This is a genomic window from Salinicoccus sediminis (genome assembly GCF_000986795.1).
GTDB lineage: Bacteria > Bacillota > Bacilli > Staphylococcales > Salinicoccaceae > Salinicoccus > Salinicoccus sediminis.
Genome location: NZ_LAYZ01000001.1, coordinates 251059 through 275897, shown reverse-complemented (window position 1 = coordinate 275897; position 24839 = coordinate 251059). Strand labels below are relative to the sequence as shown.

The window sequence follows — 24839 nt, the reverse complement described above, 5'->3', positions numbered from 1 at the left end:
TTCATTTTTATGTATTTTTTATATTTTACAAATAAATGCGGGTTATCTATACTTGATTTAATTACAGAGAGGAGCGTTTTATAATGAGATATGTTTTCATTACCGGCACGACTGGAGGGCTTGGGGCTTCCCTGCTCGGAGCATTCAGGGACGACCGTATCATCAGCATCACGCGGCGGAAAGTGCAGACGGATATCGGGTTATACAGGGAATTTCATGTCGATTTCCTTGATGAGGGTACACTCGAAGAAGAAATCATGGATATTTTTGGTTCAATTGATCCGGATGCAGGGGATGAAATTTTCCTCATCAATAATGCTGGTGCTGTAGGACCTGTAAAATCAGTGGAGAATATGGATGCCAAAGGGTACCTGGATAATTACAAAGTGAATGTACTGGCACCGGCTTTGTTCATCAAAGGGTTCATCAGAGCATTCAAACCACTGGATGCACAAAAGAAAATACTGACAGTTTCAAGCGGCGCGGCTCTGAGCCCCATGGAGGGGTGGGCGGCATACTGCACATCGAAAGCGGCTGTGAATATGCTGAGCGGCGTAACACGTGCCGAGACTGCGGATTTCAATCCCCCCGTACTGTCATCCACGTTCAGACCGGGCGTAATAGATACCGGGATGCAGAAGACGATCAGGGAGTCTGATCCAAAAGAATTTCCGAATATCGATAAGTTCAAGAATTATAAATCCGAAGATCGTCTGCTGGATCCGGATTTCGTTGCATCCATCCTGAAAGAAATCATTGCATCCGATGATTTTGCGGAAGTTGCAAACTATGACATCGCTGACTATATGTAAAAAAATAGAACCCGAGGGTTCTATTTTTTTATAAGATACTGTTTTACGAGTGTGGCGGCACCGTACATGCCTGCATCGTTTCCGAGTTCAGCCATGGCGATTTCCATATCATCCGCCGCCGGAGGGAATATCAGCGTATCATAATACTTTTTGATTTTATCGGTCAGATATCTCCCCGCCCTGCTTACACCGCCGCCGAATATGAAATAGCCCGGGTTGGTGATTACAGATATGTTGCTCATGGCGGCAGCAAGGTAGCGGGCAGCCTCCTCAACCACGAATTCCGCAAGCGGATCTCCTGTCATGGCCGCATCCACGATTGCTTTTGAAGTCAGGGTACCTTCCTTGACGGCTGCTGACAGGACTGAATTTTCATAGTCATCTGAATGGTATCCGGCAAGGTTCACCATGCCCGTAGCAGATGCAACGGTTTCAAGGCATCCTTTCTTGCCGCAGTTGCACTGGAAGCGCCCGTCGAAATCGACTGTAATATGACCGATTTCCCCGCCTGAACCGCCGGTGCCGTGTATCAGGCGGCCGCCGGAAATGACGCCGCCCCCCACGCCGGTCCCGAGAGTGATCATGACCACTTCGGAGTGCCCGTGACCGGCGCCCCTGGACTGTTCCCCGAGCGCCGCCACATTGGCATCATTATCAACGATCGTTGCTGCACCGCTCAGTTCACGGAAGGTTGTGGCGATTGAGCGCTTCCCTTTCATATTCAGGTTTATGCAGCCGTTGAGTATCCCTTTCTCAAAATCCACCGGGCCCGGCATGCCGAGTCCTGCGCCCAGACTTTCCTCCACTTTGAAATTCAAGCTTTCTTCTTTTGACCGGAAGGAGTCATGGACATCCGCGAGTATGTGACTGCCCTCTTCCGATATATCTGTCGGGATCTCCCATTTTTCAATCAGATTGAGTTCTTCATCAAAAATTCCCAATTTGCATGATGTTCCCCCGATGTCTGCTGCTAGAATAACATTCATGTACTAACCCCTTTTCCTCAAAATAAGCAATGCTTCTGTAAATTCCTCTCTGGTGAGAAGACCGTGCCTGTAAAGCTCCTTTATCTCCATTTCCATCATTGCGAGCTTGTTCTTTTCGTCCTTGTCATAAACGTAGATGCCGTATCTGCGCAGGAGAATATTGATATCACTGAGATTTTTATTACTCATTATATTCCTCCGCCAGGAGTTTCAACCCTTCATCTTTTATATCTCCGGTGTCAAGATGGCTGAAAACATCCTGCATACCCTCATAATTACGCTGTTTTCTCAGCTGGATCAGCCGGTATTCGGCAGCATATTCATTGGAAGGATCGAGTTCATAGCTTCTGTCATGATATTTTTCCGCCCGCTCCCTGTCACCGGCATGTTCAGACAGAACACCCAGTGCATGGTATGTTGTGGCGGTGCCGTTCCCTGACCGGAGCGCCTCATTGGCAATATTGAGCGCCTCTTCATATTCTCCGTTTTCAATATGCTCCATCGCCATATCATCGAAGGGCTGGCTTGAATCCCTCGATGTCATGACGAAATATGACACTGCCGCCAGTATGATCAGCATCGCAAATGAAGCGAAGAACCATTTGGGATCAAAGCGCTTCGGGTTGAATATGACACCGAGTAATGCGCCTGATAGAAGGCCGCCGATATGCGCAAAGTGGTTGATATTGGCAAACAGCTGGGCCAATACGGATATCAAAATGAATATCAGTGCAATCTGGACGATCAGTTTCAAATTGATGCGGCCGTGCGAAAGCAGATGGACGATGATGATTCCGAGAAGTCCGTATACCGCACCGCTCGCTCCAAGGGAGATACCCTCGATGACGAACATGAGCGAGAACAGGCTTGAAAGGATCCCGCTCAAACAGTACGCAATGAGCAGATGGAATTTGCCGTACAGGCTCTCTGTGAATTTCCCCAGTATATACAGCGCGAATATATTGAAGAGGAAATGGTCTATTGTGACATGCAGGAAAGAGCTTGTCAGCAACCTGTGGAACTCCCCTGAAACGACGTTGAAGTGGCTCAGTGCTAGACCGTTCGTCAGCAGATAGGAATCAAAAAATCTGACTGCTGCGAAGTTGAACAGGAAGATGATCAGATTGATGCTGATCAGAAGATAGGTCATCGGCGTAAACTTGATCATATACTTCTCAAATGGGTGCTGCCCCATCAGACGCCTCTGGTAATACCCGTCATCTTTTGCCTTCTTGTACTTCATATCGAGTCTGAAGAAAGGGTTCCGGATGACCTGCCCCATATCTGAAATGCCCCTGTGTACAACCTTGAGGCCGTCCGATCTGCTCTTTTTGCGGACACCGCCTTCAGCCATGTGGATGCAGTAGATTGTGCCGACATCGAAGCCGGCACTCCTTGAGATCATGTCTGCCCTTTCAAAAAGGCCGTCTGTGGTGTGATTCATCTCTTCTTCCGTCAGAAGAAAATCATTGAGGCACATGATGGCGCGGTCTTTTGGATTTTTGAGCCATATTGAGCCGTTCCCCCTGTCGTAATTGAAGAACGAATAACCGGTATAGCGCACCAGTTCATAGGCAGTGTGCCATTTACTTCTCATTCGCAGGCCTCCTGCTTTTTGCATCGATTGTACGCTCAGGAGTGATGAGTATGTCCACAGGGATGTCATGCGGTTCCCGGACCACTTCGCCGATCTGTTCCTCGAACAGCAGCGAGACTTTCAGTCCGCTGTAATCTTTCAGGAAACGGTCATAGAAACCGCCGCCGTATCCGACCCTGTAGCCAGCCTCTGAGTAGATGAGCCCCGGTACTACGATGAGGTCCACCTGGTTGTTTACACCGCTTGTGTCCGAAGGGACGCGGAGATTTTTCTCATCGGTTACAACATCATCAAAGGAGACGAACCTTGAGAAGTTCATTTCTTTCTCCCTGTAATCACATACAGGCGTGTAGACTTCACGCCCGGATTCCACCATCCATGAAATGATGCCGTCCGTATCAAGTTCATGGGACATGGCCAGCACAATGCCGATGGAACGGATATCATGCTCTTTTATGAAACCTATGAGTCTTTCCTTCAGAATATCCTCTTTTTCATTCTTGGACACTTCATCCATGGAAGACAAAACCGATATCATATTTTTGCGCAAAGATTTCTTATCCAAAGTATTACCTCTTTCCGTAATCGTCATTAATGGTCATATAACATCAATTATACATATTATAATATGTACATGCACGAAGGAAAAGGTTATGCATATAAACACATTAAAATAAAGAACCCCGGCGATATGGCCGGGGCTCCGAAGTCACTGCTGTGCAATTTTTTCGTATTTGTCACCTGTCAGGATGAAGTACACATGTTCAGCGATATTTTTGATATGGTCGCCGATGCGCTCAAGGTACTTGGCCGCAAGCTGGCTCTGCCCTGTGACGAACACGTCCGATTCCTCGATGATGTCTGTTGTCGTTATCTGCACGAACAGTGAATCGATATCTTTATCGCGTTCAATGATCTCGATGCACAGATCCGTGTCCCCTGATTCATATGCCGCTTTAACATCTTCAAGCATAAGCAGTGCGAGCCGTTCCATCGTCGACAGTCTGAGCAGCAGTTTTTCGCTGTGCAGTCTGACCCGTTTCCTGACTTCACCGAGGTTGCTGATGTTATCGCTGATGCGCTCCAGATCGTCGGCAATCTTGATGCTGGATATGATGAGTCTCAGATCTGTCGCTACCGGCTGCTGGGTCGTTATCAGGTTGATGACCTGGGTGTTGATATCATATTCCATTGAATTGATGGCCGAATCCCCTTTTACAAGTGCTCTTGCCCGTTCAGTATCCATATCGGTCAGCACTTCTGTACTCCCGCGCAGCCTTCTGTAGCACTCTTTGCCAAGGGTCACTACATCCTGGTGGAGCGCATCCATATCAGCCTGGAATTTTCCGCGGTAGACCATTTATCCGAACCTGCCCGATACATAGTCTTCAGTACGTTTGTCTTTCGGATTTTCGAAGATGACTTTCGTGTCGTCATGTTCGACGACATATCCCTGATAGAAGAATGCCGTCTTGTCTGAGATACGGGCAGCCTGCTGCATGTTGTGTGTGACGACGATGATGCTGTATTTTTCTTTGAGCTCCTGCATGAGGTCCTCAATCTTGGTCGTTGATATCGGATCAAGTGCACTTGTCGGTTCGTCCATCAGAATGACATCAGGTTCGATGGCGAGCGCTCTTGCGATACAGATACGCTGCTGCTGCCCGCCTGAGAGGCCGTAGGCATTCGCATTGAGACGGTCTTTCACTTCGTCCCAGATCGCCGCACCCCTGAGACTCTTTTCAACGATTTCATCAAGCACTTTCTTCTTGCGTATACCGTGGACCCTTGCGCCGTATGCAACATTGTCATAGATGGACTTGGGGAAGGGGTTCGGCTTCTGGAAGACCATGCCGACTTTAGTCCTCAGTTCCTCAACTGTGAGGGATTTATCGAAAATGTTCTGGTCGCGGTAGACGATGTCACCTTCCGTGCGCACAACGGGAACCAGTTCCACCATTCTGTTCAGTGACTTGATGAAAGTCGATTTACCACAGCCGGACGGCCCGATGATTGCGGAAATTTCATTTTCACTGAACGTAAGGTTTATATTCTGGAGTGCATGGTTGTCCCCGTACCAGAGGTTGAAATCTTTTGCTTCGAAAACAGGCCTGGAAGACTGTACAATGCCTGATTTCTGATTCTGCTGCTCAGTTTGGGTGCTTACCGCTTCATTCATAACTGATTCCTCTTTCATTTTAAGTTCTGCCATGATTAAACCCTCCATTAAAACCTTTTGGAATATTTGTTGCGGATAAAGATTGCTACCGAGTTCATAAGGAACAGGATGAGCAGGAGAATGATAATTCCTGCTGCAGTCAAATACTGGAACTCTTCCTGTGGCATTTTGACCCAGTTGTAAATCTGCATCGGCAGTGCCTGGAATGTGTCGAATACACTGTTCGGTGTGACAAGCAGCGACACCGGCACACCTATGACCACAAGCGGTGCCGTTTCCCCGATCGCCCTGGACAGTGCGAGAATGACACCTGTGATTATGCCCGGGATGGCTGCCGGCAGTATGATCCTGGAAACAGTCTGCCATTTGGTCGCCCCCATGCCGATGGAAGCCTCACGCACGGACCCTGGTACCGCCCTGATCGCCTCCTGTGCTGCGACGACGATTACCGGCATGATCATGAGCGCCAGTGTCAGGCCGGCGGCCATCACAGAGTTTCCGAGTGACAGCTGCCTGACGAAAATCGTAAGGCCTAAGAGTCCGAAGACAACGGACGGTACACCGGCAAGGTTTGAGATGTTGACAGTGATGAAATTGGTAACTTTATTCTTTGGTGCATATTCTTCAAGGTAAAGCGCTGTGCCGACCGAAAGTATGATGGCAACCGGTGCCGTCACAGCCATCAGCCATATTGACCCTATGATTGCACCATAGATGCCTGCACTTTCAGGCCGGCTGGAACTGAAACTTGTCAGGAAGTCCCACGTAAGATGGTCCCAGCCGTCGAGCACCGTATCGACTATCAGTGTAACCAGGACGACAAGGCCCACCATCGTGCACAGGAGGAAAAGGAACTTCATGGATTTGTTGAAGAGCAGTCTGCCTGAGAGTGATTTGGCGACCTGGTCTTTGTCTACAAGCTGCATTTTAATATTCCTCCTTGAATCTTTTGGTGATCCACTGTGCTGCAAGATTCATTACCAGTGTGAAAAGGAACAGTGTCATACCTACTGCATAGAGGCTGTAGTAAAGGTCGGTGCCGAACGCCGCGTCACCTGATGTGACCTGGACGATGAAACCGGTCATCGTCTGAAGTGATGTGGTAATGTCGAAATCAGCGCCCGGGGTGCTGCCTGCTGCGATGGAGACGATCATTGTTTCACCGACAGCACGTGAAATACCGAGTACAAATGAGGCGATGATCCCTGATGCGGCAGCGGGCAGGATGACCTTGAATACCGTCTCGAGGCGGGTAGCGCCAAGGCCAAGCGACCCCTCCCTTGTTTCTCCTGGCACCGAACTCATCGCATCCTCACTGAGACTTGCAATCATCGGTACAATCATTATTCCGACTACAATCCCCGGCGAAATCGCATTGTACAGGCTGACCCCCGGAAACATTTCCCTGATGAGAGGAGTGACGAAAGTGATGGCGAAAGTCCCGTAAACGACAGTCGGAATCCCTGCAAGTATTTCAAGGATTGGTTTGACTGTTCTTCTTACGCGGTCGCCCGCGTACTCACTGAGGTAGATTGCAGCCCCCAGTCCGACCGGGACGGCAACGACAGTGGCAATGACCACGATTTTCAAAGTGCCCATCACCAGTGCAATGATCCCGAACGTAGGGTCGGCACTGAATGCATTCCATTCAGTGGCAGTGATGAATTCTATGAAGGATACTCTTGTAAAGAAAGTGAACGTTTCAGATAGTAAAGTATATAAGATTCCAATGGTAGTAAGAATTGAAACGGACGTAATGATGAAAAGTATGGCTGGTACAGCTTTTTCTATGAATTTTGTGCTCTTGTTGTTTTTATTGTTCTGGATCATTTCCCGTATATTATATTCACTCATAATAAACCTCGCTTAAAAATACTTTAAAATGGACGGGAGCCCCGTCCATTTGTCATTGTCATGAGTTATGGCAATTGATCAATCTGTTCCTGGTAGTCCTCTTCAGGAAGGGCGACATAACCGGTTTCCTGGGCTGCCATTGCAGCATTTTCAAGAGTGAATTCCATGAATGTTCTGAAGTCTTCGTTGTTTTCAAGGGATTCATTCTTGGCATAGACATAGAGTGGACGGGACAGCGGATATTCATAACTTTGTACTGTCTCATCTGTAGGCTCGATTGCTTCTTGGCTGTCAGGTCCCTCAACAGGTACTGCTTTAAGGGTATCCTGGTTGTTCAGGTAGAAGCTGTAGCCGAAGAATCCGATTGAGTTCGAATCAGAGCTGACGGAGGAAACAACCTGGTTGGTATCCTGGATCAGTTCTGCCTGTACATCCTCGTCGTTCATGACTTCTTCTTTGAAGAAATCATGTGTGCCGTGAGACTGGTCAGGTCCATATGCGGTGATCGGTTCGTCCGGGAAGTCTTCACGCACATCGCTCCATGATTCAGCTTCTCCGCTGTAGATAGTGTAGAGCTCATCGAAAGTCAGACTGTCCACGAAATCGTTCTCCTGGCTGACTGCGACTGTCAGCCCGTCAGTGCCGACAAGGAACTCTGTATATTCAATCCCAGCTTCCTCCAAAGCTGAAACCTCTTCTTCTTTAATGTCACGTGAAGCATTTTGGAAGTCCGTTTCGCCTGCAGTGAATCTTTCGAAGCCTGCACCCGTTCCGGAAACTCCAATTTCAGCAGCCATACCATGTTCAGCGTTAAACTCTTCATTGATGATCTCCATTATTGGAAATACTGTGGAAGAGCCATCACCGATGATTGATCCATCTGTTGCACCTGATGCTTCGCCGGATTCTCCTTCTCCGCCAGTCGGATCAGAAGCATTACCGCCGCACGCTGCAAGTATGAACATTACGCCCATCAGCAGTGCTGAAAGAAACATACTTTTTTTCATTCTTCAATTCCTCCAGTAGAATATATGTGATTTGCTTACATGTATACTTTAAACCCTGAATGTAAATCTGAAATGAATGCTTTGTAAAGATTGTGTAAATACAAAAAAACCACCCGGGCCGGGTGGTTTGATGATTTAATCATAGCTTCCGTATACAAGTTTCGGATAGAACTCACTCAGTTCATATTGATACGGTCCTTCTTCTTCCTCGCCATGGACAACTTCATAATATTTGTTGATGACATCACGGCCTAAATACTGTGCCGGGAAGAATGGGATGGTGTTTGGCATGTTCGGGAAAATGACAGAGAATGCCATTTCAGGATCATCGTAAGGTGCGTAGCCTACATAAGTCTGGTTGAGCACCGGATCGCCTTCATTGAACGCTTCGGCTGTACCTGTCTTACCGGCAGCCTTCGGCTCCAGGTTGTGATAGGCATCCCAGCCGGTACCGTATCTGTCTGTCGCCTCGTCATGGGTGTTGAAAGCATCGTAGAATCCGGACTGGATCTGTCCAAGCTGTTCTTCTGTGTAAGCGACGTTATTCAGTACTTTACCATTGAATGACTGGAGTACCGGCCCGGAGGCATTTGAATCGCTGCCCCGCACTTCTTTGCCGAGATGAAGCTGCACTCTTTGGCCGTCATTGGCAATGGTTGATACATATTGTGAGAGCTGCAGCGCTGAATAGGTATCATACTGGCCGATTGCCAGGTCAATGTAGTTCCCCGGGTTGTGTTTCAGTTCAGGGCTCAGTCCCGTCGCTTCATTCGGCAGGTCGATTCCGGTGGAGACACCAAGACCGAACTGGTTCAGTCCGTTCCTCAGCTTGTGCCCCGCCTCCTCTATATCGTTTGGCAGCGGCATGCCGTCGTAATAGTTCAGCCCCGCCATGCGGAGTGCGATCTTGAACATGTAGACGTTAGAGGAAACCATCAGCGCTTCCTGATCGTCAATCCTGACCCCGCTGTCTCTGTTGAAGAATGAGCTCTTGCTCGTGCCATCTGCAAATGTCAGAGGTTCATCAACCATGAATTCCCCGGCTTCAAGGACGTCATTCTGATAGCCGGTGGTAACTGTCGCGCCCTTGATCGATGAACCGACTACATAGGTGGATGTCAGGGCACCATAGTTGAAATTGACGATTTCACCTTCGTCATTCAGCTTTTTGCCGACCATCGCAAGCACTTCACCATTGTTCGGGTCCTGGACGACCAGGACGACAGTGTCCATATGATCCGGGATGATCGTGTAGTCGACATCGCCGTTTTGTGCATTGCGGTCTGCTGCATCCTCCGCCAGTTCCCGCAATGAAGTCAGGTGGTGTTCTGCAAGTTCCTCAAGCTCCTGCTGAAGCTCTATATCAATGGTGAGATAAAGGTCGTCACCGGCCTTGCCGGGCTTTATGACTTCCTGGTTGATGATCTCACCGGATTTATCCGTAGAATATTTAACCTGTTCCTTCTCACCGCGGAGAACATTTTCATACTGGAATTCCAGATAGGTTTTGCCCACCCGGTCATTCCTCGAGTATCCCCTCGCCATGTAATAGTTGAGCAGTTCCTTGGGCAGCCCTTCTTCTGATGATGAAACTTCCCCGAAGATTGTTTTCAGAGTGTCATCGTAAGGATAGTGTCTCTGCCAGTCCATCCCTGTAGTAATGCCGTCAAGTTCATCAAGGGATTCATTCACTTTTGCAAATTCTTCCTCTGTGACATCACCGCTTTTGACGATGACCGGATTAAGTTCCCTGGCGTTGACCATCCTTACATAGATGGCCAGTGTGTTCAGGTCACCTTCCGTCAGGATCTCATCGGCCTGTTCTTCATCCAGCTGGTTGTAGACTTCCTGTGTGAACTCGTCCTGGGTGATATTCCCGTCTTCGAGAAGCGTCACCTGCTCGCTCATTATGGACTCAAGCTCATCCGGGTACTGGCTGATGATGTAATCCTGCTTGTCCCTCAGCGTAATCGTTTCAGTATCCATATTTATGTAGCCGCTCAGTTCGACAGCAAGATCCATGATTTCATTCGATTTCATATTCCTGTGCCTTGTAAAATAAATGGCGCGCTGGGATTCGTTTCCAACCAGCAGATTGCCGTTGCGGTCATATATTTCACCACGGGGCACACTCTGGTTGATTTCGACGTATTGCGCATTCTCCACTTCTTCCTGGTAGGTGTCCCCTTCGACAATCTGGAGATAGCCAAGCCTGAAGATGAGTGTGAGACAGAGCAGGAAAACTATGATCAGGATGATATTGATCCTGGACTTCAATATTTGTCTGTTTATGGCTTCAAGGCTTTTTATCTTAGCTCTTTTCAATACAACTCAATCCTTTTTCACATCTCAATCTGTAAAGCTATTCTATCATAAATCCCGGGCGGAAATATTACAATCAAAATCTGTTTTTCTGTATTTATAACAGTCATATCTTAACACCATCCGTAACATGATTGGAAACAAATGAATTTTCAATCCGTGAAAAAATTACCTGACTTTAAACGGACCGGCTACTGACACCGTAAAATCGTCAGCTGAATGTATGAAAGTTTTCACCAGTCTGCAGTCTCCGGGTTCAAGGTTCAGTTCAAGTGCTTCCGGCGAATAGGTCTGATCCACTTCATGGCGATGTCTTCCGAATGTTCGGGAAGTGACTGGTAAGGCACAGGTCCCGACAGTATCACCGTGTCTTTTTGCCCGGCGTATCCTGAGATGAACAGCATCAGGATCAACATTACCTTTTCATAATCCGCCCTTCCCCAGCCGATGGCATGACCATCTTTTCTTTATTTCCATTATAAATGAAGGGCTGTGCGACGGAATTGACCGGGATCAGTTAAAACAAAAAAAGGACGGGATCCGATCCCGTCCAAAAATTCATACGCTTATTTAGCATTGTTATAAAGTTCGTTGACTTTATCCCAGTTGACAACATTCCAGAATGCTTTGAGGTATTCAGGACGTTTGTTCTGATACTTCAGATAGTAAGCGTGCTCCCAGACGTCAACGCCGAGGATTGGAGTTTTACCTTCAGATACAGGGTTGTCCTGGTTAGGAGTAGAAACGATTTCGAGTTCACCGTTGTTTACAACCAGCCATGCCCAGCCTGAACCGAAACGCGCTGCGCCTGCAGCTTCGAATTTCTCTTTGAATTCATCAACTGAACCGAATTTGGATTCGATTGCATCTTTGACTTCACCGGATACTTCTTTTGCGTCCGGAGTGAGAAGTTTCCAGAATAGTGAGTGGTTCAAGTGACCGCCGCCGTTGTTTCTGACAGCAGTTTTCTTATCTTCTGGCACTGAATCCAGGTTCTTGATGATGTCTTCAATTGATTTGCTTTCAAGCTCTGTGCCCTGAACAGCATCATTCAATTTAGTTACATAAGTGTTATGGTGCTTAGAATGGTGGATTTCCATAGTTTCTTTGTCGAAATGTGGTTCCAGTGCATCATAAGCATAAGGTAGTTCTGGTAGTTCAAAAGCCATAGTAAATTCCCCTCCAAATATTATTGATTACATACTAAATATATCAATTCGATGTTAAAATAACAAATGTATTGATTTATCATGATTCTTTTCAGACCTTTGTACGATAAAAGCATGCGGGGGAAGAAAAGATTAAAACAAATGGCAAAAAAGGATAATGCATATCAATGAAATACTTTACATTCTTCAAGCGAATTGTCACATTTGAAAAGTACCCGCTGTTCAGGACGGTCAACTTCAGACAGCTACTCATGAATATTTTCATCATCTCACTGCTCGTGTCACTCCCGAATATAATCAGCCTGTTTCAGACAGTGCAGGCAGCTTCCGGCATAGGTGACATCGAATCGGAGGTGCCGGATTTTGAAATTGTGGATGGTGAGTACACGGGCGAAACCGGCATACTTTCGGCCGGGGGCAGGAAAGTCCTGTTCACCGGCGAAATTGCAGCGGGGGACACAGAAGAAATCGATGACGATATATTTTTGGGCTTTCTGAAAGACGGCATCTATATAAAAGATGTACAGAATTCGGACTTCGGCTACTCCCTCATTGGTCAGGTCAAAAATGACGAAGATCTGAAAACGTTCATCGATCAGCAGACATCCAGCCTTTATTTCTATGTAATGGTCTACAGTGTCCTCTATATACTCCTGATCATGTTCTTTGCGGTTATACTCATGTCGGCCGGCAACTATCCCCTTCATTTTGCAGCTGAACGTATGCGCAAAAAATCCCGTTTCATGAACTGGTTTAAAATATCTTCATTCATCACGGTGCTCATGCTCATTCCAATAGTCCTCATCGCACTTTTCACAGGCTCAGGTCCCTGGTGGCTGTATTTCCTGTCCCTGCCTTTCTACTATCATTACTATAGGAAGCTTCCTGTGATGAAAACGTAATCTTGATGCACTACATTTACATTTTTACAGAAAATCTAGTATAATAGCATTTGATTCAGAGAATCATTAATTATGAGGAGTTTGGTTATGTCTCAAATTACACACCGCACTAAAACCAGGCAGGTCAAAGTTGGTGACCTTACTATCGGCGGCGCCGATCAGATAATCATTCAGAGCATGACAACGACGAAAACTCATGATGTTGAAGCGACGGTTGCCGAAATCAGCCGGCTGGAAGAAGCAGGATGTCAGGTCGTAAGGGTAGCATGCCCGAAAGAGGAAGATGCCCTGGCTATTCCGGAAATTAAAAAACGCATAAACATTCCGCTCGTTGTTGACATCCATTTTGATTACAAGCTGGCTTTACTTGCTGTTGAAGGCGGCGCAGATAAAATACGTATCAACCCGGGCAACATTGGACGCCGTGAAAAAGTTGAAGCTGTTGTTGAAGCATGCAAGGCAAAAGGTATTCCGATCCGTATCGGAGTGAATGCCGGCAGTCTTGAGAAGCATATCATCAAGAAGTATGGCTACCCTACAGCAGACGGCATGGTGGAAAGTGCTTTGCATCATATTAAAATTCTGGAAGAACTCGACTTCCATGACATTATTGTTTCCATGAAGGCTTCAGATGTGAACCTTGCGATTGAAGCATACGAAAAAGCGGCATCAGCATTCGACTACCCGCTGCATCTCGGCATCACAGAAAGCGGTACACTGTTCGCGGGAACTGTAAAAAGTGCTGCAGGCCTCGGAGCCATCATTTCCAAAGGAATCGGCAATACGATGAGGGTATCCCTGTCAGCCGATCCTGTCGAAGAGGTCAAAGTGGCAAAAGAAATACTCAAAAGCTACGGGCTTGCAAGCAATGCTGCGACACTCATCGCCTGCCCGACATGCGGCCGTATAGAGATCGACCTCATTGCCATTGCCAATGAGGTGGAGGAATATATCGCCAATATCAAGGCACCTCTTAAAGTTGCAGTACTCGGGTGCGCAGTCAACGGTCCCGGGGAAGCAAGAGAAGCGGATATCGGAATCGCCGGTGCGCGCGGAGAAGGCCTTCTGTTCATGCACGGGAAAACTGTCCGCAAAGTCCCTGAGGAGACGATGGTCGATGAACTGAAGAAAGAGATCGACATCCTTGCAGAAGAACACTTCGAAAAAGAACGCAAAGCGAAAGAAGAAGCAGCACAGTCATAGATCATGGATGCCGCAGGTTAAAACCTGCGGCATTTTTATATCGAATATAAAAATCAGGCGGAGATCGTTTACTCCGCCTGATTTCATTTGCATGATCTACACAGTCCGTATAGTTCAACTTTATGATTGGTGATTTCGACATCGTTCAGCTCATCCGCCCACGCATCGAAAGGACAGTAGTGGATGATTCTGGTATCACCGCAGCTGTTGCAGATGAAATGGTGATGATGGTGCGTGGTGCATGAAATCTTATACTGCATTTCCCCGTCGAATGTTGTCTTCTCGAGCACTTCTATATCATTCAGGGTATAGAGATTACGATATATCGTATCATAACTGATGCCCGGGAATTCTTCATTCATCTTTTCCTGAACTTCCCTGGCACTTAAATACCTGTCCTCTGCGAGGAACAGATCTATCATACTCATGCGTTTATCTGTAATCTTCAGCTTGTTCTTCTTCAGCTGTTCCTTATACTGATTCAGTTGCTGTGTCATTTTTACTCACTCCTATACGGTCAAGAAGAATTGTGACCAGTAGTATCAATATGGAAACAAGGACGATTGTACCGCCGGGTGAAATATTGAGATAGAAACTCAGGAATAATCCGGCGATGACGGATGCCTCCCCTAATATCACACTCATTATCATGAGCTGTCTGAAGCTTGATGTCACCCGCATTGCTGCAGCGACCGGCAGTGTCATCAGAGCACTGACCAGCAGGATCCCGACAATCCTCATGGACGCACTGATGACCAGGGCCACGACGATGATGAACATGAAGTGGATCCACCGGCTGATGTTCATGACGTTCGCATATTCCTCATCGAATGAGACCAGCAGCATCTCCTTGTAGAAAAGATAGATGAATAAAAGGACGACGATGCCGATCACCGCTATCAGTACCAGATCGGATATGCTGACGGCACTGATGCTGCCGAACAGGTAGCCGAAAAGATCCTGGTTGAAGCCGTCTGCCAGTGACAGGAACAGTACGCTGAGTGCGATGCCGAGGCTCATGATGATCGGGATTGCCAGTTCCTGGTAATGCTTATAGACTGTCCTGAGGCGCTCTATGCCAAGGGCCCCGGCCACTGAAAACATGATACCGGTGATCAGCGGATTGATTGTGGTCCCTATCAGTGAAGAGATGTAGACACCAAAAGTGATACCGCCCAGAGTGACGTGGCTCAGCGCGTCCGCAATGAGCGACAGCCTTCTGATCACTATGAATGTCCCTATGAGCGGTGCGATGAGACCGACGATAAGTCCGCTTAGGAATGAAAATCTCATGAAGTCATATTCCACCAATGCATGGATCAACTGCAGCACTCCCTTTCATGGTCATGACTGACAAGCTGCAGCGGGAAGCCGTATATTTTGGACAGTTCAGCCTCGCCGAGATTTTTGAATTCGTGATTTGTACCATGGAAATGCAGATGTTCATTCAGGCATGCCACTTCATCCGCATGATCGACGACGACACCGATGTCATGGGTGACCAGAAGTATGGTCACGGATTTTTCTTTCAGTGTGAGCAGGACATCATAAAACTCCTTGACATGTCTGGCGTCGATGCCGACAGTCGGTTCATCAAGTACAAGTATGCTCGGATTGCTGATCAATGCACGTGCGATGAAGACACGCTGTGTCTGCCCGCCTGAGAGCAGCGAAATATTTTTTTCTTTCAGGTCGCTGATATTCAGAAGTTCGAGTACATCGTCCAGTTTTTTCCTGTCCTTCTTACCGAAACGCCTGAGCAGTCCCTTTTCCTTTGTCAGCCCGCTCAATACGACTTCACGTACGGTTGCGGGGAATCCTTTTGAAAAACTGTTGGATTTCTGGGATACATACCCCACCTCCTGCCAGGCGTCGAAATTCTTCAGGCTTTTGCCGTTGATCAGTATCTCGCCTTTTTGAGGTTTGATGACGCCCAGGATAAGTTTGATCAGAGTCGTTTTCCCCGACCCGTTCGGTCCGACCAGGGCAACAAAATCACCCTTGTCTATCTTCAGATTGATATCTCTCAGAGCAGGTGTCGTTTCCATTTTATCTTTGTAGGTATAGGAAAGATTTTTTATCTCGAATATTGGGTGCTCCATTCCAATTGCTCCTTTGGATTTAGTCATTACAATATAATACAGTAATCATTACGATTTGTAAATAGGAATGATTACGAAATAAAAAGACTGCACCCCAAAACGGAGTGCAGCCTTAAAATGATTTTATTGTACAGCATCTTTTATATCCGGGTTGATCTGCTCTTTCAGTTCAGGGATGAACTTACCATTCCGGATCATTTCTATTTCATGTTTGTATGGCGCATTCCTGTTCTTCTTATCCGGACCGACGAAAGGTGTCTCAAGTATTTTGGGGATATCCTTGAACTCCGGATGATTGATGACATAGGTCAGCGCATCAAAACCGATATGTCCGAAACCGATATTTTCGTGGCGGTCCTTGTGTGCGCCCCGTTCATTCTTGGAGTCGTTGATGTGCAGCACTTTGATCCTGTCGATTCCGATTGTCTTATCGAATTCTTCAATGACACCGTCGAAATCATTTACGATATCGTATCCACCGTCGTGCACGTGGCATGTATCGAAACACACACTCAGACGATCATTGTTTTCCACTCCGTCGATGATGCGTGCAAGCTCTTCAAAAGTCCTGCCCACTTCAGAACCCTTGCCCGCCATCGTTTCCAGGGCAATCTGCACATCCTGTTTGGAGGAAAGCACTTCATTGAGCCCTTCGATGATGGACTGGATTCCACGGTCCGCCCCTGTGCCGACATGGCTGCCGGGGTGCAGGACGATCTGTTTTGCGCCAAGATGTTCCGTGCGGACGATTTCCTCCTGGAGGAATTCAACTCCGTGCTCAAATACGCCTTCGCGTTCGGAATTCGCTATATTGATGATGTAGGGCGCATGCACGACGATATTTGAGATGCCGTTTTCCTCCATGTGCTTTTTACCGGCTTCAATGTTGAGATCTTCGATTTTCTTCCTGCGTGTATTCTGCGGTGCACCGGTATAGATCATGAATGTATTAGCACCATAGCTGTCCGCAGACATACTTGCCGCTTCCAGCATCTTTTTGCCGCTCATTGATACGTGTGAACCTAATAGCATTTCATACCATCCTTTTTATCTTTTTTTCCTGTTCTTCATTGAATGCTTCCTGCGCTCATTCCGCTTCAGATCATTCATTTCCTCTTTCATCTTCTTCTTATAGCCCGGCTTCACTTTGTTCGGACGTTTCACCCGATGGGCGAGTTTTGACTCAAGATCCGTCTCTTTTTTCTTCCGTGAAGTCCGCTGGGTCCTCGATTTTATGCTGATGAACTCCCCGCGCTTGAAGTCTTCATGGCTGAATGTATAGCCTTTATTCTCAATCAGGTTGATGAGATGCTCCTCGTCGGGTGTATAGAGTGTGATTGCGGTCCCCTCGTACTGTCCGCGCCCCACACGCCCCACTCTGTGTGTAAAGAATTCAATCTCTTTTGGGATATCGTAGTTTATGACATGGGAGGCGCCATCGATATCGAGTCCTCTGGCAGCAAGATCGCTCGCAACCACCCATTCATATTCAAGTGCCCTGATCTTCTTGATTTCCTTCGTGCGCTCGCGCGGTTTCAGGCCACCGTGGAATAAGCCTGCATTGATACCGGCACTGTTCAGGTGATCGAACAATTCATCGGCACGCTCCCGTGAATTGGCAAAGATGAGTCCGATATACGGCGTGACGTGCTGAACGATATCAAGGACTTTTTTCTGCTTTTCCTCCCCCCGCACCGGCACGAGGCTGTAATGGATCGAAGCTTTGTTCTTCGGCGTATCAATGATGATCGTCTCAACCTCACCGATATACTTCCTGAGGAAGATGCGAAGTGCCTCAGGGATCGTTGCAGAAAATACAAGCAGCCGCACGTCAGCATCCAGAGCCCTGGTTATCTGATCAATCTCTTCGAGGAATCCGAGATCGATCATCAGATCGGCTTCGTCAATGACCACCCTGTCGGCGAGATGCAGATCGAGCGCGCCGGACTGCATCAGATCTTTGACTCTTGAAGGTGTGCCGATTACAATATGGGGAGTCCTGCCGGCTTTCTGCTCATCCCTGTTCATATCCGTACCGCCGATGAATGCCGCAGCACGTATTCCAGGATATGATTCCAGCAGATCAAGTGTCATATTATGGAGCTGTCTGGCAAGTTCCCGTGTCGGGGCAAGTATGACCGTCTGAGGGTAATCCTTCCTTTCATCTATCTTATATATGAGAGGAAGGAGGAATGCATGGGATTTGCCGCTGCCCGTCTCGGACTGGGCGACGACATTGCCGCCTTTTAGGATCTTCGGTATCACCCGCTCCTGGATGAGCGTGGGATGCGTGAAATTTATCCTGTCTATGGCCGCAAGCATTTTATCGTCAAAATTGAACCTTTTAAAAGCATTACTCATTGTTTCACCTGATTTCTATAATAAACTCGACTTCAATTATAACCGAAATATGTCCGTGATGCTATTATTCAATGAATCAGACCCCGAGATGATTTAAAAACATTCCGATATTAGTTATAATGCTATATGAGGAGGAATTCTTTCAATGGATATTATTAAAATTACCCCGCGTGGATATTGTTACGGTGTGGTGGATGCCATGGTGATTGCACGCAATGCCTCCATGGACAAGTCACTCCCCCGCCCGATTTATATACTCGGCATGATTGTTCACAACAAACATGTGACAGATGCCTTTGAAGAGGATGGCATCATTACGCTCGACGGGCCAAACCGTCTGGAAATCCTGGAAAATATCAATGAGGGCACTGTAGTGTTCACAGCTCACGGTGTATCGCCGCAGGTCAAGGCACGGGCAAAGGAAAAAGGTCTGACATGCATCGATGCCACGTGTCCCGACGTGGAGATTACGCACGAACTGATCCGCGAGAAGACCGCCGATGACTACGACGTCATCTATATCGGCAAAAAAGGCCATCCGGAACCGGAAGGCGCTGTTGGAGTATGTCCGGAACGCGTCCATCTGGTAGAGACCATTGACGATGTCAAGGCGCTGCCGGAGGAGATCGCAGACAGGAAACTCATCGTTACCAACCAGACGACAATGAGCCAGTGGGATGTCAGCCATCTGATGGACCAGCTGAAACATCAATTCCCCCATATAGAAGTGCACAAGGAAATCTGCCTGGCGACCCAGGTGCGCCAGGAAGCAGTTGCTGAACAGGCACAGGAAGCTGAACTGCTGATCGTGGTCGGAGATCCTAAAAGTAACAACTCGAACCGCCTGGCCCAGGTTTCAAAAGAGATTGCGCATACCAATGCATACCGCATCAGTTCCCTTGATGAGCTCAGGACGGAGTGGCTTGAAGGCATCGATTCTGTCGCAGTCACCGCGGGAGCATCAACGCCGACACCGATTGTCCGCGAAGTCATCGAGTATATCAAGAAATACGACAAGGAGAACTCGGAAGATCCTAAATCAGCAGTCCCTAAAAATAAGATCCTGCCGAAAATCAGGAATCCGAAACCGGTTAAAATCATGGACTAAAAAATGAGCCCGCACGGGCTCATTTTTTATGAGAAAGGATTGGTGGATGATTCCGTCGCCTTCACTCTTATATCCAGTCGTTCTTCAATCAGTTCTTTTAAACCGTCGGCCATCACATGCTCCATATAATGCCCTGTATCTATGATGTTCCTGCCGGCAAGTTTTGCATCGTAGGCTTCATGATATTTCACATCTCCGGTCAGGAGTACATCTGCACCTCTCGCGAATGCCCCGCCGATGTAGCTCATGCCGGAACCGCCGATGACAGCGACCCTGCGGATTGGCCTGTCAGATCCCTTTACCGTGTTGACCACGGACAGTCCGGATTTTTCTTCGATCAATGACACAAGATCCTCCATGGTGCCTTCGTAGTCAAACATTACACCAAGCCCTTTGTCACCGGGTTTGCTGATGGACAGTATGTCATAGGCCGGCTCTTCATACGGATGGGAGGCGACCAATGCCTCTATGACCTGATTTTCATGGGCGGATTCATATATCGCTTCCACAATATACTCATCGACGTGCTCGAGTTCCCCTCTTGCGCCGATATGCGGATCTGCCTCCTCTCCCGGTCTGAACTGGCCTTTGACAGGATATTCGAAGAAACATTCCGTATAATCCCCCTGCCGGCCGACGCCCGCTTCCGCAAGATCCGCCTTCAGCTGTTCCCGGTCTTCTGCGGGGATATTGATTCTCAGTTTTTTGTAGAACGCTTCATGCCTGATGAGGATTTCCGTATCATGGAAGCCGAGCCGGCTGGCAATCATATGACTGACCCCTCTTGGCTGATGATCCAGATTCGTATGCATCGCAATGAGACTGATGTCATTTTTAATCAGCCTGCGGATGATTGCTCCGTTACCAGCTTCTGTCACACTTGAGATTTCAGGAAAAATGAGCGGATGATGGGCGACGATGACATTGATGCCATTCTGAAGTGCTTCTTCCACCGTTTCCATCCCGCAGTCAAGTGCCGTCAATACACCGGTCACTTCCGCACTCATGCTGCCTATGAGCAGACCTGTGTTATCCCATGCCTCGCTGTCTTTGAATGGTGCAATACTGTCAAGGACATCAAACAGCTCCTGAACCTTCATCTTTACAACACCTCTTCCAACAAGTCTATGATTTCACGTATCTCGTTCATCTTTTCCTGATTTGCAGAGTTGATTTCCAAGTTCGCAAGTATGCGCTTTTGATGCTCAAGTTCCCGTTCCTGTTTCCGGATAAACGCATTCTCGCGTTTTGTGAGATTCACCGGCCCGAACATCAGCGCCTTTTCATCATAGGAAGCTTCGCCGCGCTCGGCAACGATGATCTCATAGAAATGCCGGCCGTGCCTGAGCACTGTCTCATCGGTTATCGCATATCCCATGTCACGGAGCACTCTGCGGACAGGGTATGAATAAGTGTTGGGCTGGAGTACCAGGCGCGGCATCCCGCTCACATTTTCGAATCCGCCCCTCAGTATATCGGCGATCAGGGGACCGCCCATCCCGCAGATCGTAATCGAGTCTATATCATCATCCTCTGACACTACTTCAAGCCCGGAGCCGAACCTCGCTTCGATTTTGTCCGCAAGCCCATGAGCCAGTATATTTTCAACCGTGGAATCATACGGACCCTTTACAATCTCGCCGCATATCGCATTCTGCACAATTCCGTTCTTTACTGCATAGATGGGAAGATACGCATGATCCGAGCCGATATCCAAAAGGGTACCCCCCTCTATATATGATGCTACTTTTTTCAGTCTGTCATCGAGCATTTGAATTGCCTCCATCGGGATTTGGTGAATGAATAATAAAAACCCCCACATCAAATGCGGAGGTTTCCCTGTCAATTATTGACCTGCCATAAACTCGTAAAGTGCAGTCAGATCTTCATCTGCAATCTGGTCCTGGCTGAATGAAGGCATCTGGCCGCGGCCTTCTCTTACTACAGTAGTGAAATCTTCTTCAGCGAGGCTTGTACCTGCAAGTGCAGGTCCCATTCCGCCGGAGAAGTCCTGACCGTGACAGGACGCACAGTTATCACGGGCGAAACCTTCAGCATCGAAGTCGCCGCTTGAAGCGCCTTCGCCGCCACCTTCTTCACCACCGCCTTCCTCGGAAGCAGTCTGTTCTTCTTCACCTTGATCAGAAGTCGCTCCCTGGGATGACAGGAGAAAAACGAGTCCTATACCCAGAAAAATGATAAGTATAAAAGGTATAACAGGATTTCGATTCATCTTTAATAACCCCCCTAATCTCTTTCCATATACGTATTCACATATTTAATTGTATATCAAAACACGATAAAGTCAAAAGATTTTTTCAATAAAAATTACACTCATCAGTGAAAGATCAATCCATGAAATCCTTGAGCCTCTTACTTCTGCTTGGATGTCTCAGCTTTCTCAGCGCTTTGGCTTCAATCTGCCTGATTCGCTCACGCGTGACACCGAAGACTTTACCAACTTCCTCCAGTGTACGTGTCCTGCCGTCGTCGAGGCCGAATCTCAGGCGCAGTACATTCTCTTCCCTGTCAGTCAGTGTATCCAGCACATCTTCAAGCTGTTCCTTCAGAAGTTCATATGCTGCATGGTCGGATGGACTCTGCGCTTCCTGGTCCTCTATGAAATCCCCCAGATGGCTGTCATCCTCTTCACCGATCGGTGTTTCGAGGGACACGGGCTCCTGGGCAATCTTAAGGATTTCCCTGACCTTTTCAGCCGGCAGATCCATTTCCTCACCAATCTCTTCCGGTGTCGGTTCACGCCCGAGGTCCTGCAGCAGCTGGCGCTGCACCCTGATCAGTTTATTGATCGTTTCAACCATGTGCACCGGGATACGGATTGTCCTCGCCTGGTCGGCGATGGCTCTTGTTATCGCCTGTCTGATCCACCAGGTGGCATAAGTGGAGAACTTGAAGCCTTTGGAGAAATCGAATTTCTCAACCGCTTTGATCAGACCCATGTTACCCTCCTGGATCAGATCGAGGAAGAGCATACCGCGGCCGACGTAGCGTTTGGCGATACTTACCACAAGACGGAGGTTCGCTTCAGCCAGACGGCTTTTGGCTACTTCGTCCCCTTCTTCTATTTTCTTGGCGAGTTCAATTTCCTCCTGCGCGCTGAGCAGGTCGACTCTGCCGATTTCCTTCAGATACATCCGGACGGGGTCGTTGATCTTGACGCCGGGAGGGGCGCTCATGTCATGGAGGTTGAGTTTTTCGTCCGTATCCGATGCATCTTTTTCATTTATAAGCTGTATGTCATTTTCGTTCAATTCATCAAAGAACTCATCCATTGCATCCGCGTCAAGTTCGAAACTCGACAGTTTATCAGCAATTTCTTCATGGGAAAGATGTCCCTGGGTCTTACCTCTTTCCAGTAAAAAATTCTTGACCTGTTCAACGGAAGTAAACAGTTCGACATCTTTGGTTTCAGTAGTTTGTTCTTTCTTCTCTGCCATTAAAAGCCCTCCTAATAAGACTTTGCACTCACCTTTTGTAACGCACGTTCAAGTCGTTCAGCTTTTGAGCCAACCTTGCCTGGAGTTCAATGTCGTTGTCATTTTCTGCTTCCTGAAGCTGTATATAAAGGGACTGTTTTTCTTTCTCACTATTCCTAATACCACTTAGGTCTTCGAGATAATCATTGATTTCTTCCCTTGTGATGTCATCATGGATCAGCATATTATCCAGCTCAACGACAGTGCTGAACAGTCCTCCATCAATATATTGGCTAAATGATGATATATCAAATGAATCCTGGTTGTCAAAATATGCGCACAACCCTTTAAATATAACATAATAATCAGGAGTGGTTAATACTTCTTCATCTATATCATCCTGAAATTCCCTGAACAGCTCCCTGTCTTTCACCATGGCACGCAGAAAGTATCTCTCTTTACGCTCCCTGAGCGGGAGCTGTCTTCCGGGGGGCGCTGTCCGCGCAGATGAGCTGCCGGCTGCTGCAGGCACTTTGCTTTCCATGGATCTCTTATCGATCTTATAAATATCGGATATATGCTGCAGCAGCTTTTCGCGGGCCACTTCATCTTTGACAAATTTCAGATGGTCGGCCAGTACGTTCAGATTGGTGGAAAACGCCATGTCATTGTTAAGGCTCTCTTCGAGAAGCTGATCAGCCTTGAAATGAATATAGTGTTTCCTTTCATTTTTCACGAGGGACTCGAATGTGTCTGCACCCCGTTTTTCGATGAACTCGTCCGGATCCTGGCCTTTCGGTATGGAGATCACATATACATTCGCACCGGATTTGAGCAGCTGTTCACCGAGGGACATCTGGGCGTTCTGTCCCGCTTCGTCGCCGTCGAACATGAACGTGATGTTCGATGCGAGGCGGTTCAGCGTACGGATGTTTTCTTCACTGAGGGCGGTCCCCATCAGACCGACAATGTTCTGGACGTTTGTCATCTTCACCTTGACAACATCCAGGTGGCCCTCCATCAGTATGACTTCATCCTGTTTCCGTATATCCTTGCGCGCATCACTCAGGTTATACAGAAGCTGCCGTTTTTGGAATATCGGCGTCTCAGGCGTGTTGAGGTATTTCGGCTCCCTGCCGTCAAGGCTGCGGGCGGTATAGCCGACGATATAACCCTGATGATTGCGTATCGGTATCATGATCCTGCCGCTGAATCTGTCATAATATGAGAAGTTCTCTTCATTGCGTGAAATCAGTCCCGCCTGATAGGCAAGTTCCATGGAATACCCTTTTTCAGAAAGGGCATTCTTTGTGAAGTCGCGCATGTCCGGCGCGATGCCGATCTTCTCTTTGCGTATGATGTCGGCTGAGAAACCGCGGCCGGTCAGGTAATCCAATGCCTGCTGTCCTTCGTTTGTGTGCATGAGTATATGATGATACAGATCAGTGAGGTATTCATGCATGCGTATAAGCTGCATGTCACTGTCCGGTGCCTGCGCCTCCTCGGCTTCTATTTCTATGCCGAGCGGTTTCCCGAGCTTCCTCACGGCTTCGGCGAAGGACTTATTCTCAATTTCCATATAGAACTGGAAGACATTACCGCCTTTTTTACACCCGAAACAGTGGCAGATCTGCTTGTCAGGGCTGACTGAGAACGACGGCGTCTTCTCATCATGGAACGGACAGAGACCGACATAGTTCCGGCCGCGTTTTTCCAGTTTTATATAACTGGAAACCAGTTCAGTAATGTCGGTCCCCTTTTTCACTTTTTCTACTGTCTCTTCAGAGATCCTCAAGTCTC

The 24839-nt window shown here is 47.8% G+C and carries 25 protein-coding genes; 4 read left to right on the top strand and 21 right to left on the bottom strand.

Going from position 1 to position 24839, the window contains the following annotated elements:
- Nucleotides 1-83 precede the first annotated feature (83 nt).
- The gene (locus WN59_RS01405; RefSeq protein ID WP_046511433.1) at nt 84-812 is read left to right on the top strand and encodes an SDR family NAD(P)-dependent oxidoreductase; all 729 of its coding nucleotides are present in this window, start codon (nt 84-86) and stop codon (nt 810-812) included.
- Nucleotides 813-832: 20 nt separating this feature from the next.
- Here WN59_RS01405 and WN59_RS01400 read toward each other — a convergent pair whose 3' ends face one another.
- The 11 genes from WN59_RS01400 to WN59_RS01350 form a co-directional block, all read right to left on the bottom strand.
- Nucleotides 833-1798 carry an ROK family glucokinase gene (locus WN59_RS01400; protein ID WP_046511430.1) on the bottom strand — a complete coding sequence of 322 codons (966 nt, stop codon included), beginning with the start codon at nt 1796-1798 and terminating at the stop codon, nt 833-835.
- Nucleotides 1799-1801: 3 nt separating this feature from the next.
- On the bottom strand, nt 1802-1987 hold the full coding sequence (locus WN59_RS01395; protein WP_046511426.1) for a YqgQ family protein: 186 nt from the start codon (nt 1985-1987) through the stop codon (nt 1802-1804).
- Complete coding sequence (locus tag WN59_RS01390; protein WP_046511424.1) at nt 1980-3395, bottom strand: rhomboid family intramembrane serine protease; 1416 nt, start codon at nt 3393-3395, stop codon at nt 1980-1982. The genes WN59_RS01395 and WN59_RS01390 overlap by 8 nt, the downstream gene beginning before the upstream one ends.
- Nucleotides 3385-3960, bottom strand: coding sequence for a 5-formyltetrahydrofolate cyclo-ligase (locus tag WN59_RS01385; protein WP_046511422.1), 576 nt, complete (start codon nt 3958-3960; stop codon nt 3385-3387). Before WN59_RS01385 ends, WN59_RS01390 begins: the two co-directional genes overlap by 11 nt.
- Before the next feature lie 144 nt (nt 3961-4104).
- Entirely contained in the window at nt 4105-4755 is a 651-nt protein-coding gene (gene phoU, locus WN59_RS01380) for a phosphate signaling complex protein PhoU (protein WP_046511420.1), read from the bottom strand.
- Nucleotides 4756-5607 carry a phosphate ABC transporter ATP-binding protein PstB gene (pstB, locus tag WN59_RS01375; RefSeq protein ID WP_231577045.1) on the bottom strand — a complete coding sequence of 284 codons (852 nt, stop codon included), beginning with the start codon at nt 5605-5607 and terminating at the stop codon, nt 4756-4758.
- A gap of 14 nt (nt 5608-5621) precedes the next feature.
- Nucleotides 5622-6500 (bottom strand): phosphate ABC transporter permease PstA, encoded by an 879-nt coding sequence (gene pstA / locus WN59_RS01370; protein WP_046511417.1) that lies wholly within the window; start codon nt 6498-6500, stop codon nt 5622-5624.
- A gap of 1 nt (nt 6501) precedes the next feature.
- Complete coding sequence (gene pstC, locus WN59_RS01365; protein ID WP_408005377.1) at nt 6502-7428, bottom strand: phosphate ABC transporter permease subunit PstC; 927 nt, start codon at nt 7426-7428, stop codon at nt 6502-6504.
- A 65-nt stretch (nt 7429-7493) separates the two neighbouring features.
- On the bottom strand, nt 7494-8435 hold the full coding sequence (locus tag WN59_RS01360; RefSeq protein WP_046511413.1) for a phosphate ABC transporter substrate-binding protein PstS family protein: 942 nt from the start codon (nt 8433-8435) through the stop codon (nt 7494-7496).
- A 135-nt stretch (nt 8436-8570) separates the two neighbouring features.
- Nucleotides 8571-10760, bottom strand: coding sequence for a peptidoglycan D,D-transpeptidase FtsI family protein (locus WN59_RS01355; protein WP_046511410.1), 2190 nt, complete (start codon nt 10758-10760; stop codon nt 8571-8573).
- 563 nt (nt 10761-11323) lie between these two features.
- Nucleotides 11324-11926, bottom strand: coding sequence for a superoxide dismutase (locus WN59_RS01350; protein ID WP_046511408.1), 603 nt, complete (start codon nt 11924-11926; stop codon nt 11324-11326).
- Nucleotides 11927-12093: 167 nt separating this feature from the next.
- Here WN59_RS01350 and WN59_RS01345 point away from each other — a divergent pair, with 167 nt between their 5' ends.
- Entirely contained in the window at nt 12094-12828 is a 735-nt protein-coding gene (locus WN59_RS01345; RefSeq protein WP_046511405.1) for a DUF1189 family protein, read from the top strand.
- Nucleotides 12829-12909: 81 nt separating this feature from the next.
- Entirely contained in the window at nt 12910-14031 is a 1122-nt protein-coding gene (ispG, locus tag WN59_RS01340; RefSeq protein WP_156172382.1) for a flavodoxin-dependent (E)-4-hydroxy-3-methylbut-2-enyl-diphosphate synthase, read from the top strand.
- A gap of 83 nt (nt 14032-14114) precedes the next feature.
- Here the strand turns inward: ispG and WN59_RS01335 are convergent, their stop codons facing one another.
- The 5 genes from WN59_RS01335 to WN59_RS01315 form a co-directional block, all read right to left on the bottom strand.
- The gene (locus WN59_RS01335; RefSeq protein WP_046511399.1) at nt 14115-14528 is read right to left on the bottom strand and encodes a Fur family transcriptional regulator; all 414 of its coding nucleotides are present in this window, start codon (nt 14526-14528) and stop codon (nt 14115-14117) included.
- Nucleotides 14503-15354 (bottom strand): metal ABC transporter permease, encoded by an 852-nt coding sequence (locus WN59_RS01330; protein ID WP_046511396.1) that lies wholly within the window; start codon nt 15352-15354, stop codon nt 14503-14505. Before WN59_RS01330 ends, WN59_RS01335 begins: the two co-directional genes overlap by 26 nt.
- Nucleotides 15351-16133, bottom strand: a complete 783-nt coding sequence (locus WN59_RS01325; RefSeq protein WP_046511393.1) for a metal ABC transporter ATP-binding protein — start codon at nt 16131-16133, stop codon at nt 15351-15353. The genes WN59_RS01330 and WN59_RS01325 overlap by 4 nt, the downstream gene beginning before the upstream one ends.
- A gap of 123 nt (nt 16134-16256) precedes the next feature.
- Nucleotides 16257-17165 (bottom strand): deoxyribonuclease IV, encoded by a 909-nt coding sequence (locus WN59_RS01320; protein ID WP_046511390.1) that lies wholly within the window; start codon nt 17163-17165, stop codon nt 16257-16259.
- A 15-nt stretch (nt 17166-17180) separates the two neighbouring features.
- The gene (locus WN59_RS01315; RefSeq protein WP_046511387.1) at nt 17181-18494 is read right to left on the bottom strand and encodes a DEAD/DEAH box helicase; all 1314 of its coding nucleotides are present in this window, start codon (nt 18492-18494) and stop codon (nt 17181-17183) included.
- A 145-nt stretch (nt 18495-18639) separates the two neighbouring features.
- On the opposite strand from WN59_RS01315, the gene WN59_RS01310 reads away from it, so the two are divergent.
- Complete coding sequence (locus WN59_RS01310; protein WP_046511384.1) at nt 18640-19602, top strand: 4-hydroxy-3-methylbut-2-enyl diphosphate reductase; 963 nt, start codon at nt 18640-18642, stop codon at nt 19600-19602.
- A gap of 26 nt (nt 19603-19628) precedes the next feature.
- Here the strand turns inward: WN59_RS01310 and WN59_RS01305 are convergent, their stop codons facing one another.
- The 5 genes from WN59_RS01305 to dnaG all read right to left on the bottom strand — a co-directional run bounded on the left by WN59_RS01305 (nt 19629) and on the right by dnaG (nt 24834).
- Nucleotides 19629-20702, bottom strand: a complete 1074-nt coding sequence (locus WN59_RS01305; RefSeq protein WP_046511382.1) for a Nif3-like dinuclear metal center hexameric protein — start codon at nt 20700-20702, stop codon at nt 19629-19631.
- A gap of 2 nt (nt 20703-20704) precedes the next feature.
- A complete protein-coding gene (locus WN59_RS01300; protein ID WP_046511380.1) occupies nt 20705-21373 on the bottom strand; it encodes a tRNA (adenine(22)-N(1))-methyltransferase in 669 nt (222 codons plus the stop codon).
- A 75-nt stretch (nt 21374-21448) separates the two neighbouring features.
- Nucleotides 21449-21835, bottom strand: a complete 387-nt coding sequence (locus WN59_RS01295; RefSeq protein WP_046511378.1) for a c-type cytochrome — start codon at nt 21833-21835, stop codon at nt 21449-21451.
- 115 nt (nt 21836-21950) lie between these two features.
- Complete coding sequence (gene rpoD / locus WN59_RS01290; RefSeq protein WP_017548833.1) at nt 21951-23060, bottom strand: RNA polymerase sigma factor RpoD; 1110 nt, start codon at nt 23058-23060, stop codon at nt 21951-21953.
- A gap of 28 nt (nt 23061-23088) precedes the next feature.
- Nucleotides 23089-24834, bottom strand: coding sequence for a DNA primase (gene dnaG / locus WN59_RS01285; protein WP_046511376.1), 1746 nt, complete (start codon nt 24832-24834; stop codon nt 23089-23091).
- Nucleotides 24835-24839: the final 5 nt, after the last annotated feature.